Raw genomic sequence first — 13,982 nt, 5'->3', positions numbered from 1 at the left:
TGCGGAAATGCGTCGGATCACTGCCGCGATAACGATTGGCGCGACAGTGTCCGCGACAACGCCGCTAATGAACCGCTCTTTTTAACCCCATCTCATGGAGACGATATATGCCCGAGAATCTCGTGGAACAGCCCTTTTTCCGTCAAGGCGACGCTGCAATCAGGGCTTCATCAAGCTGCGCCGAAGAAGTATTTGCCGGGTTCGAGAAAGTGGTCCGGCTCAACATGCAGACCGCGAAAACGGCGGTCGCCGAACAGCAGGCGTTGGCCGATGCCGCACTGTCGGCGAAATCGCTGAGTGAAGTCATCGATCTGCAGTCCCAGCAACTCCCGGCGGCCGTCAAGAAGGGCTTCGCGTATAGTCGGCACGTGGAAGATATTGCTGCGGAAACGGGGACCGGGCTTTTGCTTGCGATGCAGGAGCACATCGGACGGTCGCTCAGGACGTTCTGGAACGCACTCGACATCTCGAGCGGCGGCGCCTCCGTTCCACGGCGGCTGGAGAACGCTGCCCTGGTGGTTGCCGGACAACCGGAACCGGCGCTCGCCGAGCCCGCACCGATCGTCAACAGTGCCGGCAAGGTGATTTCGTCCGACGACGTGCAAGGAAAGCCGCACTAGCGCGGGCTTGGGGACACGCCTGGCTGTACCGCGCAGAACGGCCGGCACCGCGCACGACGGGTGCCGGCCCCCGGTCGCCTGCTGGCGTCGCACAATGCTCGCTGGCGTTGATTTGTATGTCGTCGACATCATTGCGATCACGCGGGCCGAAACCCATGCAAAACCCGTTGCTCCCCATTGCGCCGTTGCGCCGCGAAGATCTACCGGTCGATACGATTGCGTTGGCGCGCTTCATGATCGGCAAGTATCTCGTGCACGATCTGCCGCAAGGGCGCATGAGCGGGCGGATCGTCGAAACCGAGGCGTACCCGGTCGGCGATTCGACCAGCCACGCGTTTCTCGGCCGTCGCCCGCATAACGGCTCGATGTTTCTCGCACCCGGGCATGCCTATGTGCGGCTCACTTATGGGCTGTCGTACATGCTCAATATGTCCGCCGAGGCGCACGACGTCGGTGCCGGCATTCTGTTGCGCGCGGTCGAGGCGCTCGAAGGCTTGCCATTGATGGAAGCGCGCCGCCCGGGCGTGCCGCTGCGCGATCTCGCGCGAGGTCCCGGCCGGTTGACGATGGCGTTCGGGATCGGGCCGTCATGCGACGGCGTCGATCTGTGCACGGGACGCGGCCTGTGGATCGGCGTGATCGAGCGGGGCGAGGCGCCCATCGGCGTGACGACGCGCATTGGTTTGTCGCGCGAAATGTATCGGCCACTGCGCTTTTTCGAGCCGGGCAGCGCGTTTGTCAGCGGCCCGCGAAAACTGCTACTACCGCAATCGTGATTACCGCGAACGGCAAATCGACATCGCACGCCACCGGCGGTTCCGGGGAACAGCTTGCGAACCGCGCAATGATGTTTCGTGAAATTTAGGGTTTTCCCTTGACGATCTGGTGACTAGACTGAATCCATTCGCTTCGCACTTTGTGTGGAAAGCGATGCACCAACAACCCAGTCTGGAGGTAAGTCATCATGAAATCGCTTATTAAGGCAGTCGCGCTCGCAGCCGTACTCGCCGCGCCACTCGCCGCGTTCGCGCAGGCGAGCCAGCAACCCGTGACGCGCGCGGATGTTCGCAACGATTTGATCCGCGTTGAACAGGCCGGCTACAACCCCGCCACCGCCAACGACCCCAGCTACCCGGCCGACATACAGGCCGCCGAGCAGCGCGTCCAGGCGCAAAACCCCAGCCTCGCGCAGACGCACGCGGTCGCCGATACGAGCGGGTATGGCTCGCCGATGGGCGGTTCGTCGCAAGCAGGCGGCGTGACGCAGCCGGTGAGCGGAACCAAGGGCATCTATTTCGGCAATTGAGTTCGGCCGCTGCCGCAAGGAAGCTTCGCCCAACCGTCAAAGGTTGGGCGTTTTTTTGCACTTTCGCGCTCGCGCAGCCGCTTTCGCGGCAATCAGCAAGCCGTGGCGGCCGTCAAGGCCGCTCGCCGTGAATATAAAACTCGAGCTGCTGAATCGTGAATTGCTGCTCGGCGATGATGTTCTTCACGAGGTCGCCGATCGACACCATGCCGACCAGCCGGTCGTTGTCGATCACCGGCAAATGGCGCATGCGCCGTTCTGTCATGAGCGCCATGCATTCTTCGGTAGTCTGGTCGGGACGCACGAAGCGCACTGCCTTGCTCATGATGTCGCGCACCGGCGTCGCCTTCGACGAACGGTCCATCAGTACCACTTTGCGCGCATAGTCGCGCTCCGTAATGATCCCGGCGATGCTGTCGCCGTCTGTCACGACCAGTGCGCCGATGCCCTTTTCGGCCATCAGTTTGATTGCCTCGTAGACGGAATCGTCGGCGCCGATCGTGAAAACGCCGGTGTTGTTCTCTTTCGTTTTAAGAAGCTGGGCAACGCTTGTCATGGAGCGGCTCCGTTTCGCAGTGCAGCACGCCGGCACGGCGCGCTGTCGTGTGGGACAGGCCATTCCAGTATAGGCGGGAGCCGCCGCCTCAGGGAGCCGGGAATACCTGTGGCGCGTCGCGCATTGAATTCGGGTAGGGCTGGCGCGCCACCCGGTTACAGGCGTCGCTTTGGGCAGCCGGCGCGCCGATCCGGGTGCTTTGCGCGGATTAGCGGTAAACTCCCACTCCATACCTTATCCCCGGTCCGATCGGGTTCATGTCAGCACCACTGTCCAACGCCATGCTCACGTCTCACGATCCATCGCCCGCAGTAGACGGCGCAATCAACGGCGAATGCGTCGTTCTCGACGCCACTGCCACGCTTCCCACGCGCTACGGCACGTTCACCTCTTACGTGTTTCGCGTGTGCGAAAGCGGCGCCGAGCATCTTGCGCTCGTGATGGGCGACGTCGCCCATCAGTCGTCCGTGTTGACGCGCCTGCATTCCGAGTGCCTCACGGGCGACGTGCTCGGTTCCTACCGTTGCGACTGCGGCGAGCAGCTCGACCTCGCGCTGCGCTATATCGCGGCGGAAGGCTGCGGCGTGCTGCTGTATTTGCGCGGGCACGAAGGACGGGGCATTGGCCTGTCGAACAAGATTCGCGCGTATGCGCTGCAGGAGCAAGGGCGCGATACGGTCGAGGCCAATCTCGACCTCGGCCTGCCGGACGATTCGCGCGAATACGATTCGGCCGCGGGTATTCTGCGCACGCTGAAGGTCACGTCGGTCCGCCTGATGAGCAACAATCCCGAGAAGTTCGACACGCTGTCCAAGCATGGCATTCCGGTGTGCGAACGCGTTGCGCTGGCGATTCCGATGCGCGAGGAAAACGAGCGTTATATCCGCACCAAGCAGCTTAAGTTCGGGCATTACTTCGACGAGAACGAATAGTCGCAGTTACAGCGCTGTCCAGAGTCGGCCGAAGTTGCCCAGTACGGTAGTAAGCCGCTGCATTAGAAGAAAGATGATCCAGTTTGCTGACGCTTCGATTGCCGTAGGCACGCGTGTCTCTCCTCATCTAAAACTTGTGGCTTTGGCGTAGGTTTTTGCGTCCCTGTGCAGAAAACCTACGTCGAGGGAAGAATGCGCACTTCCATCGGACGTCCAAGGTCGGCCTCCGTATCCCACCACGACACGAGCCTGTCGATGCCCGGTTCCTTCAAGTGATAGCGGCCCGCGATGTCCGCCGCTTGTCCCCCGCATCGTGCATGCGGTGTGCCGCGTTCAGATAAAACAGTGCAGCGGACCTCAATTTTCCGGTGTCCTTACTTAAGCAATACCGGAACATGCGGCCATGCACAACGCTTTATCGAGCAATCGCTGCAATACATGCGAAGGCGCATGGACAAGTCGGGTTCCCTCGCCGATCATAGCCTGCATGGTATCCCCGAGATCCATGCGATGACTGACGACCTTACGGCATGGCTGACGCAAATTGGCCTCGGTGGGTGCGCTGCGCGGTTCGCCTCCGAAGGGATCGGCTGGGATGTGCTCGGTGATCTTTCCGATGGCGAGTTAAAGGAACTAGGCCTCACGCTCGGTGACCGCAAGCGGCTCGCCAAGGCATTAGCGGCGCGCACGGCAATTGACGGGCGTGCGCTCGAACGCGCGCAGGAACGAAGTCAGCCGCCTCCGTCGGCCGCGACCACGGTCATCGACGCCGAGAGACGGCAGCTCACGGTGATGTTCGTCGATCTGATCGATTCGACAGGGCTTGCCGAGCGATTCGATCCCGAAGACATGCGACGCCTGCTGGGCTTCTACCATCAAGCCTGCGCCAGTGCGATCGAGGCTCACGAAGGTCACATCGCGCTTTACCTCGGTGATGGATTGCTCGTCTATTTCGGGTACCCGAATGCACACGAGGACGATGCCGTGCGCGCGGCACTTTCCGCGCTCGCCGTCATCTCGGCGCTGCGCGAGGCCAACGACCGCATCGAAGTCGAGCACGGCGTACGCCTGCAGGTGCGGATCGGCATCGAGACGGGGCTGGTCGTCGTTGGGGCAATCGGCGCAGGGTCCACGCTGGATCGCCAGGCGATCGTCGGAGAGGCGCCCATCGTCGCGGCACGGCTGCAGTCGCTCGCACCGCCCGATGCAATCGTCGTGGGCCCCGCGACGCAACGCCTGATCGAAGGAGCATTCCTGCTCGAAGACCTCGGTTGGCAAGAACTCAAAGGCGTCTCAGGCCCGGTCAAGGTCCAGCGCGTGCTCGCGCAAACGGATGCGGTCGACCGCTTCGAAGTCAAGGCAGCCCATGGCATCACGCCGCTCATCGGACGGGCCGCGGAACTCGAGATGATCCGGCAGCGGTGGAAGCAGAGCCTCGATGGCGAAATGCGCTGCGTGCTGCTGATCGGCGAGCCGGGAATCGGAAAATCCCGTGTGCTGCGGGCATTCGGCGATAGCATCAGTGGAGACGTCCATGCGGTCGTTCCGCTTCATTGTTCCCCGTATTATCGCAATAGTCCTTTCTGGCCGGTATTGCGCTGGTTGCGTCGTGACTTTGGCCTCGGGCCCGACACGTCTGGCGCCTTGGACCTCGCACCGCTAGAGGCGGTAATCGCACGCCTCGGAGTCGATGTCGACGAAGCGGTTCTCGTGCTCACGACCTTGCTGGGCATTCCGGCGGTGGCGCGCCTTCCGCCGATCGACTCCTCATCGCCCGCATTCAAGCGGCGCACGCTCGACGTGCTGGTCGCAATCGTCGAAAAATCGGCGCGTGCCCTGCCGGTGCTCGTCGTTGTGGAGGATGCGCACTGGATGGATCCGTCGTCGCAGGAGTTTCTCCGGCTCCTGCTTGAGCGACTGGTGTCCGCACCGCTGCTTGTACTGCTCACCGCACGGCCCGAGTTCGAACCAGGATGGGCCTTGCCGCATCTCGTACAACTCAATCTCGACCGCCTGTCGCGCCGTGATTCGATCGCGATGATCGAACGGCTAACTGATGGGAAGCGGCTTCCGGATCTCGTACTCGATCAGATCCTGTCCAAAACGGACGGCGTGCCGCTTTTCATCGAGGAGCTGACGAAGACGGTGCTGCAGGGCGATCTGTTGCGGGATGCAGGTGTCAGCTACGAATTGAAGGGAACCCCGCGGACCATTGCGATCCCGGACACGCTGCAGGGCTCGCTGTTGTCGCGGCTCGACCGGCTGGAGCCCATCGTCAGGGAAACGGCCCAGATCGCGGCCACAGTGGGGCGGGAGTTTGGCAGTAAGCTGCTGGGCCTGATCGCTTTGAAACCTGAGAACGAATTACAGGAAACGCTCGAGCGCCTCGTCGAAGCGGAAATCATCGTTCCGGCCTCCGGCACGCCTGCCGAAGGTGACACGTATATGTTCCGGCATGCGTTGATCCAGGAGATCGCGTACCAATCGCTATTGCTTGCGCGCCGCCGCCAATACCATGCGCAGATCGCTATCGCTCTGGAGCAGCAATATCCTGAAGTCGCCGAGCGGCACCCCGAACTGATCGCCCAGAACTTCACTGCGGCCGAGCTGCCCGAGCGCGCGATCGGCTATTGGCAGCGGGCCGGAGAGCGGGCGCTTGCGGGCGCAGCCTACGACGAAGCGATCGCGCACGCGCAGCGCGGGCTAGCACTGCTCAACCGCTGCGCTTTCAGCGATCAGGACCGGGCGATCCATAAGGTGTCCTTTCTACTGACGAGAGGCGGAGCGGAACTCAGACTGGCGCGGCGCGAGGCGATTGCAACGTTCAGGCTGGCTGCCCAGATTGCACGCGACCACACGCTGCCATCTTTTCTTGTGCAGGCGGCATTGGAATTCGATACCGCCGAGACGTTCCTCGAAGGCTCCGGCACCGCGTCGCTTTCATTGCTCCAGGAAGCGCTCGTGCTGGTCGGCAGTGAGGAGTCGGTCGAGCGTTGTCGCCTGTTGAGTCGACTCGTCCGCACCGTTCACATGACGGGTGCGCCTGAACAAACCGACGAATTGGCATTGGAGGCTGTTGCGCTTGCCAGACGGCTGAACGACCTGCCGAGCCTGTTCGACGCATTGGTTTGCGAGATGATGCATGTCGGAGCCCGGCCGTTGCCCGCAGAAAAGTTTGCCGAGCGCGAAAGACTGTTGCAGGAGTTGAGCCGGATTGCAGAGGATCTCGGCGATGCGCACACCGTAGGTCATGCTTGCGCCCGCTGTCTCGCCGGCTATCTGGAGATCGGCGAGGTGGAACGCTTCGAGGGCGCGCTCGAAAGGTATCGGCAAATCGCCACAAGCGGGCAGCACTTCGTCGACAAGTGGTGTGTGACGGGTGCGCAGGCGATGCGGGCCATACTCGCCGGTGACTTCGCCGCTGCCGAGCACAAGGCCCAAGAGTCGCTCCAGATGGCGCAAACGGTCGACGCTACCCTGGCAACAGGCGTCTACGGCATGCAGATGTTCACGATACGCCGCGAGCAAGGCCGGCTCGCCGAGGTGGCGCCGTTCTTCAAGCGGTTCGTCGGTGAACATTCCGGAAGTTCGGCGTGGCGACCCGGACTCATGCTGATCTATAGCGATCTCGGCTTCGAAGCCCAGGCCCGCGACAATCTCGATCGCCTCATGGAATCGGAGTCCGGTATTGCCATCGATAGCAAGCGGCTGATTACGTTAACGTATCTGGCGGAGGTCGCCGCGCGGCTGCGCGACTTCAGGCGCGCTGAACAGGTGTATGCGCTTCTTCTGCCGTTTCGGGACCAGGTTGTCACCGTTCCTGTCTTTACGCTGTGCTGCGGGTCAGCAGCGCGTTATCTTGGCATGCTCGCCCATGCTCTGGGCGACTGGTCCGCTGCCGAGGAGCACTTCGAATATGGGCTGCGTTTGGACGAGCGCTTGCAAGCGCGGCCTTGGCTCGCGCATGGCCGGCATGAATACGCACTCATGCTGGCGGCGCGCAACGCAGCCGACGACCGGGCACGAGCACGGCACCTGCTTGCCGAGGCCGTTGCTGCGGCGAAAGAACTCAAGATGTTTGCGCTCGTCGAGCGCATTGTTCGCGCTCAGGCAAGCGCAACGCTCGGACTCTAGCGGGCGGGGACCGCGCGATGGGAAGCGCGCGATGCCACTACCAATGAGGAGAATCTCATGCCACGTTTTATGATTGAACGAAACTTCGCGGAACAGCTCGAGGTCACCACTGAAAGTGCGGACGCTGTCAGACGGATCAACGACGAGGAGGGCGTCGAATGGCTCTTTTCGTTTCTCAGTGCGGACAAGAAGAAGACATATTGCCTGTACGAGGCGCCCAACGCCGAAGCAATTCGCGCCGCTGCGCGCCGGGCGAACCTGCCGGCCGATGTGATCATCGAGGTCTCTGACTTGCGGCCGGAAATGTTCACTTAGGCGTCTGCCGCGTGCATGAAGTAGTGCCCGGCAGAACGAGTCGTCGTTAATCAGCGAGTGGCGCAAAGACATCGGCGCGAGCCGCGCGTCTCGCGCACAGGCTTGGCGCACGTGCATGGGTCCTCACCGTCGATGCGCCGCCGCGTCGGCCGCCTTCCAGGCGCCACGGCAGTTGCCCCGAACACCATCCTCGGCCCACCGCTCAGTAGGCCGCGCGCAGGGCCTCGGTGGCGAGGGCGAGCCGCGACGCGATCACCTTCACCAGAAAGCGATGAAACTGCTGCGCGGCGGCGGGGTTGTCCTGCTCGAGAGCAACGAGCGCGGCCAGCGAGAGCCTGCGTACGCGCGTCGGCACCTCGGCGAAGACGTCCGCGCTGCGCGGCTGCTGCGTGTACACGGCCATTTCGCCAACAACCGTGCCCGGGCCAGAAGCGCGTAGCCTCACCGACCGCCCGTTGACAAGCGGCAGCGAAACCGCGACCCGCCCGCGTTCGACGATGTACAGCGCGTCGCCCGGCTCGCCGCGCAGAAACAGTGGCTGGCCACCGAGAAGGTCATGCACTTCGAGACAGGTGAACAGGGTGTCCAGCGCGCTGGCCGTGAAGTACGGCGCGAGCATCGCATGGAGATCGTCACCGCGCTTGAGCGCGAGAGAGCCTGACCGGAGCAGTTTGTCTTCGACCCATTCCAGGCCCGCGTCCAGCGTGTCGAATTCGCGAATCCGCAGATTGAGCGTGCCGGTTTTAGTCAGCAGATCGCGCGAGCGCGGCGGCAGCGCGGTCAAGACCAGGTCCGTGTCCGTCGCCGCGCAGAGTTGCCGCAGCTTGACGAAGCTGATCGATACGGACGCGTCTATGCCCTGGGTCGACGCGAAGTCGAGCACGACGAATCTCACCGCAGCGAGATCGCGCGCGGCGAGTCGCTCGCGTATGTGCTGGAGGATCGAATTGGCTGTACCGAAGAAGAGAAACCCTTGCAGGCACATTCCGCACACGTGCGAGCCGAGTCCGCGCAGCGCTTCGGTCTCCTCGATGCTGCGCTCGACATTCGAGGTGCGGGTGCGCAAGTCGAACGCCATGCGGATGCAACTGACACGACCGTAGAGCAATGTGAACATCACGCAAGCGGCGACCACGCCCGCCACCACGCCGACGATCACGCCCCAGCCCGCGATCGCGCCGAGAATGATGGGCACGAGCAGGTACTCATACCAGTTGAGCCTCGCGTAGGCGCCGACCAGCCACTGCACGAGCAGGCGCAGCCCCATGAAAAGCTGAAGGCCGACGAGCACCGGTACGGGAAAGAGCGCGACGAGATCGGGCGACGCGGCAAGCACCACGAGGCACACGAGCGACGCGAACACGCCCGCCATCCGGCTCGTCGCGCCGACGCGCGCGTTGAGCATCGAGCGATTGAACGACTGATAGCCGATCATGCCGCCCAACAGCCCGCTCGCGAGATTGGCGAGGCCCGCGGCCCGCATCTCGCGATTGAGATCGACCTCCTCGCCTGTCGCTGCACCGATGGCTGTCGAATTCATCAGGATCGTGACAGCCGAGACCGACGTGACGACGAGGCTCTCCGGAAGGTGTGCGGCGATCGCCGGCCAGTCGATGCCGCCGTGGGCGAGCTGCGCTGTCAGGTGCAGCTCCGGCAGCCCGGCGAGCCGCAGCGGCACGCGCGGCAACAGCAGTCCCATGCTGCGCGCTTCGTCGATCGACAGGCCTGCGGCGCGCAGCAGGACGTAGAACAGGACGATCCCGAAGGCCAGCGTGAGCGGCAACGCGGCGACGTGCTGCCAGGTGCGCAGCAGGATAGTGGCCAGCACGCCTACGATGAGCGCGGGGAGCCACGCCAGCCAGTGAAGATGAGTCAATAGCGCGAGCGTGTGCCATTGCAGGGACTCGCCCGTCATCACGCGGAACGCGCCGGCGAGGAGCAGATAGCCCGTGCCGGCGAGGAACCCGCCGAGGACCGGGTAAGGCAGGAACTGCAGCGAGCGGCTGCGCTTGGACGAACCGATTGCGTAGAGCACGATGCCGGTCACGAGCGAACAGAGCGCGATCGCGATCAGCACGGTCAGCAGGAGGGTTTGTGGGGAGCCGCCGTCCGCGCGCACGCTGCTCGCGACGCCTGCCGCCACACCCGCGAGAAACGCCGCTGCATTGCTGTCGGGGCCGCCGATGTTCAGGCGCATCGAGCTCGTCAAGGCAATCACGAGCGCCGTGACGACACAACTGACGAGCGCCGTGGGCACACCGAGCATCGCGTAGCGGGCCAGATCGGCGCTGAAGATCATCGTGCCGAGGCTCATCGCGTAGCACAGCATGACGAGCGCGGACACCGCCCCGGCGGCCAGATCGCCGGGCAGCCCCGCGAAGCGCGGGCGCGGCGGGACGTCGGAGACGGAAACGGTCTGGCCCGGCTTCACGTGAATTCCCGGTGGAATGCGGCGGCACGATGGGGAGCGGTCCAGTATCCGTCCTCGCACGAAAGCCTGTCAAACGCCATACGCGGTCCGTGGCGGACGCCTACACTGGTTATTCATCGGCACGATCCCCGACACGTTCGGGGCCGTTGGCGTCGGCAATCCGCGCACGCGTTTCGTCTGCGTTTTGAGCCGATGGGAAGGAACCGGAAGCGGCCCGCGCACCGGAGCGCGCGCCGCCCGGCATTGGACGCAGGCGGCGGGCATGGATATTGAACAATGGCTGCAGGTCCTCGGGCTCGAACAGTACGCGCAGGCGTTCGCGGCGAACGACATCGATCTGTCGCTGCTCGCGCAGTTGACCGACACGGATCTGAAGGAGCTTGGGGTACAGTCGCTCGGCCACCGCAAACGCATCCTCGCTGCCGCCGCGCGGGACTCGGCAGCGGTGGCCCCGCCGGCAGCGGGGCCGCCCAACGTCCTCGACACCCCCGCGGACGAACGCCGGCAGGTCACGATCCTCTTTGCCGATCTCTGCGGCTTCACGGCGCTCTCGCGCACGCTTGATCCGGAGGAACTGCGCGCGCTGATCGGCCGCTACACGGCGCTCGTCGACAGCATCGTGCTCGCCTATGGCGGCACGACTGACAGGCACATCGGCGATGCGGTGATGGCGCTGTTCGGCGCGCCGCGCGCGCACGAAACGGACACGCTGCGCGCGGCCCGCGCGGCGCTCGACATCCATGACGCGCTCACACAGCTCAGCGCACAGGCGGCGCGGACGTTGCAGGCGCACATCGGCATCGCGAGCGGCGAGGTGGTCGCGGGCACGCTCGGCTGCGTCGACGCACGGGACTACACCGTGACCGGCAATCCCGTGAACCTGGCCGCGCGGCTCCAGACCGCGGCGGCGGCCGGCGAGACCTGGCTTTCCGATGACGTGGCGCGCGCGCTCGGCGACGCCGCCGTCTGCGACTCGCTCGGCGAGCAGCGCTTCAAGGGCATCGACACCCCGGTGCGGGCCTGGCGGTTGCGCGCCATCGCGAGCGAAGCGGCGAAGGCGAGCCAGAGCCGCTTCGTCGGGCGTCAGGCCGAGCTCGAACAATTTCACGGCATCGTCCATGCGTGCGTCGCGCGGCGGGCCGGCCACGTCGTCCATGTGCGCGGCGAAGCGGGCATCGGCAAGACGCGTCTGGTCGATGAGATGCGCTGCTATGCGCAGTCGCAGGGCTTCGTGATCCACCGGGGCCTCGTGCTCGACTTCGGTGTGGGCAAGGGCCAGGATCCCGTGCACGCGATCGTCGGCAGCCTGCTCGGCCTGTCGGCCGGCGCATCGAGCGACGTGCGGCAAGCCGCCGCCGCGCGTCTTGCCGCTGAGGGCGTCGTCAAGGCCGAGCAGCACGCGTTTCTCCATGACCTTCTCGATCTGCCGCTCGCGGCCGAATGGCGAGCCCTCTACGATGCGATGGACCACGGCGCGCGCAAGCGCGGCAAGCAGGCGCTCGTGACGAGACTGACCGACGACGCCTGCACGCAAACGGCAACCCTGATCGTCGTCGAAGACCTGCATTGGGCTGACCCCGAAGTGCTCGACTATCTCGCGGCCTTCGCCTCGGGCATCGCGAACGGGCCCGGCCTGCTCGTGACGACCTCGCGCGTGGAAGGCGATCCGATCGACGCGACCTGGCGCGCGCGCTGCCGGGACACCCCCTTTGCGACGATCGATCTCGGGCCGCTGCGAAAGGACGAAGCGCTGAGCCTTGCTGGCAACTTCATCGACGCCACGCAGCGTGTCGCGCTCGCCTTCGTCGAGCGCGCGGGCGGCAACCCGCTGTTCCTCGAGCAACTGCTGCGCAACGCCGAGGAAGGCAGCGGCAGCACCGTGCCGGCCTCGATCCGCAGCCTTGTGCTCGCGCGCATGGACCGCCTCGCGCCGCGCGACCGCCTCGCCTTCCAGGCGGCCGCTGTGATCGGCCAGCGTTTCGACCTCGCGTTGCTGCGGCGGCTCATCGACGATCCCGGCTACGCCTGCGCCGGCCTGCTCGCCAATGCGCTCGTGCTGCCGGAGGGCGAGGACTTCCTGTTCGCCCATGCGCTGATTCAGGAGGGCGCGTACTCGACGCTATTGCGCGCGCGCCGGCGCGCGCTGCACCGCTGTGCGGCCGACTGGTTCGCGCACGGCGACCCCACGCTGCACGCCCAGCATCTCGACCGCGCCGAGGACGACTGCGCGCCGCGGGCCTATCTTGCCGCCGCGCAGGCGCAGCGCGCGGCCCACCTGGTCGAGGCCGCGCTACGCCTCGCCGAGCGCGGCCTCGAGATCGCGCAGACCGACGCGGACCGGCACGCCCTGAGCTGTTGCAAGGGCGAGCTCCAGCGCGACCTCGGCGACATCGCGGGATCGATCGCCACCTATCGCGCGGCGCTGGCGGCCGCCCCCGACGACGCCAGTCTGTGCCGCTGCCAGCTCGGGCTTGCGGAAGACCTACGTGTCAGCGAAGGTCTCGAAGAAGCGCTAGACCTGCTCGCAGCCGCCCAGCGGATCGCAGAGCGCGACGAGCGGTTGGCCGAGCTCGCCAGCGTTCACCATTTGCGCGGCAACATCCTCTTTCCGCTCGGGAAGATCGATGCCTGCAACGCCGAGCACGAACTTGGACTCGCCTATGCGCGGCGCCTCGGCCTGCCGGAGGCGGAGGCCCGCGCGCTCGGCGGCCTCGCCGATGCCGCGTACGCGCAGGGACGCATGCGGACCGCGTTTCGCCATTTCAGCGATTGCGTGGCGTTGAGCCACGAGCACGGGTTCGGCCGCATCGAAGTCGCGAATCGTTCGATGCAGGGCTTCAGCCGCATTTATCTGAACGACGCGTGGCAGGCGCGCGAAGACGCGCTTGCCGCCGCGCACGCCGCCGAGCTGATCGGGCAACCGCGCGCGCAATTGCTGGGCGAGACGCTCGGCGTGTTCGCGTGCTACGAGCTCGGTGATGCGCAGGCTGCGCGAGCCCATCTGGAGCGGGAAATGCGGTTGATCCGGCAGTTGGGCGCGCGCCGCTTCGAAGCGCAGAATCTGGAAATGCAGGGACGTGTCTGGCTGGAAGAGGGATGCCGCGGCAAAGCGGTGCAAGCGCTTCGCGAGGCGCACGCGATCTCGCGCGAAGTGGGCACGCAGTTCTGCGCGCCGAAGGTCCTGAGCGCCCTGTCCCGAGCGGTCGACGGGAACGACGAGCGTGCGCGGCTCCTGGCAGAAGGCGAGGCCCTCCTGCGCCTCGGCGCGGTCGGCCACAATCACCTTTGGTTCTACCGCGACGCCATCGAAGCGATGCTGTCTGCCGCCGATCCAGTCGGCGCGCTGCTCTACGTGACGGCGCTGGAGGACTACACGCGGCGCGAACCGCTGCCTTGGGCCGAATTGTTCGCGGCGCGCGGCCGCGCGCTCGCGCACACCCTGCGGGAGCCCGCGGACGAAGCCGTGCGATGCGAGCTTGAGCGCGTGCGAACCGTTCTGCTGCAGGCAGGCTTCAGGCACTACCTGGCCGCGGTCGATGGAGCACTCGCCGCGTGAGGCGAGTGTCACGCCTGTGCCGCGTGTCTATCCGGCCGGCTGGTTGAGGTCGCGCGTTCGCTAGTTAAAACGATCGCGGATGCCGCTCGTCACGATCAGGGCTGATGGCATCCAACTGGCATCGCATCGTTC

At 65.1% G+C, this 13,982-nt stretch carries 9 protein-coding genes; 7 read left to right on the top strand and 2 right to left on the bottom strand.

Going from position 1 to position 13,982, the window contains the following annotated elements; genetic code table 11:
• Nucleotides 1–107: 107 nt before the first annotated feature.
• The 3 genes from ABQJ48_RS28755 to ABQJ48_RS28745 all read left to right on the top strand — a co-directional run bounded on the left by ABQJ48_RS28755 (nucleotide 108) and on the right by ABQJ48_RS28745 (nucleotide 1,926).
• Nucleotides 108–620: a phasin family protein gene (locus ABQJ48_RS28755; protein WP_367841341.1), complete on the top strand. Its 513-nt coding sequence runs from the start codon at nucleotides 108–110 to the stop codon at nucleotides 618–620.
• Nucleotides 621–775: 155 nt separating this feature from the next.
• Nucleotides 776–1,396, top strand: coding sequence for a DNA-3-methyladenine glycosylase (locus ABQJ48_RS28750; protein WP_367841340.1), 621 nt, complete (start codon nucleotides 776–778; stop codon nucleotides 1,394–1,396).
• A 188-nt stretch (nucleotides 1,397–1,584) separates the two neighbouring features.
• Nucleotides 1,585–1,926: a DUF4148 domain-containing protein gene (locus ABQJ48_RS28745; protein WP_367841339.1), complete on the top strand. Its 342-nt coding sequence runs from the start codon at nucleotides 1,585–1,587 to the stop codon at nucleotides 1,924–1,926.
• Between the two features lie 112 nt (nucleotides 1,927–2,038).
• Here ABQJ48_RS28745 and ABQJ48_RS28740 read toward each other — a convergent pair whose 3' ends face one another.
• Nucleotides 2,039–2,482 (bottom strand): CBS domain-containing protein, encoded by a 444-nt coding sequence (locus ABQJ48_RS28740; protein WP_367841338.1) that lies wholly within the window; start codon nucleotides 2,480–2,482, stop codon nucleotides 2,039–2,041.
• A gap of 281 nt (nucleotides 2,483–2,763) precedes the next feature.
• On the opposite strand from ABQJ48_RS28740, the gene ribA reads away from it, so the two are divergent.
• The 3 genes from ribA to ABQJ48_RS28725 all read left to right on the top strand — a co-directional run bounded on the left by ribA (nucleotide 2,764) and on the right by ABQJ48_RS28725 (nucleotide 7,863).
• Complete coding sequence (ribA, locus tag ABQJ48_RS28735) at nucleotides 2,764–3,414, top strand: GTP cyclohydrolase II (RefSeq protein ID WP_367841393.1); 651 nt, start codon at nucleotides 2,764–2,766, stop codon at nucleotides 3,412–3,414.
• Between the two features lie 510 nt (nucleotides 3,415–3,924).
• Nucleotides 3,925–7,548 carry an AAA family ATPase gene (locus ABQJ48_RS28730; protein WP_473094203.1) on the top strand — a complete coding sequence of 1,208 codons (3,624 nt, stop codon included), beginning with the start codon at nucleotides 3,925–3,927 and terminating at the stop codon, nucleotides 7,546–7,548.
• A gap of 57 nt (nucleotides 7,549–7,605) precedes the next feature.
• A complete protein-coding gene (locus tag ABQJ48_RS28725) occupies nucleotides 7,606–7,863 on the top strand; it encodes a nickel-binding protein (protein WP_367841336.1) in 258 nt (85 codons plus the stop codon).
• Nucleotides 7,864–8,065: 202 nt separating this feature from the next.
• On the opposite strand, the gene ABQJ48_RS28720 is transcribed toward ABQJ48_RS28725, so the two are convergent.
• Nucleotides 8,066–10,294 (bottom strand): SulP family inorganic anion transporter, encoded by a 2,229-nt coding sequence (locus tag ABQJ48_RS28720; protein WP_367841335.1) that lies wholly within the window; start codon nucleotides 10,292–10,294, stop codon nucleotides 8,066–8,068.
• Nucleotides 10,295–10,556: 262 nt separating this feature from the next.
• Between ABQJ48_RS28720 and ABQJ48_RS28715 the strand changes: the two genes are divergently transcribed.
• Nucleotides 10,557–13,850 (top strand): adenylate/guanylate cyclase domain-containing protein, encoded by a 3,294-nt coding sequence (locus ABQJ48_RS28715; RefSeq protein ID WP_367841334.1) that lies wholly within the window; start codon nucleotides 10,557–10,559, stop codon nucleotides 13,848–13,850.
• The last annotated feature ends 132 nt before the right edge of the window (nucleotides 13,851–13,982 follow it).

This window comes from Paraburkholderia suaedae, from assembly GCF_040812055.1.
Lineage (GTDB): Bacteria > Pseudomonadota > Gammaproteobacteria > Burkholderiales > Burkholderiaceae > Paraburkholderia.
The sequence above is the reverse complement of the archived record's forward strand: the minus strand, read 5'-3'. Positions and strand labels throughout refer to the sequence as shown.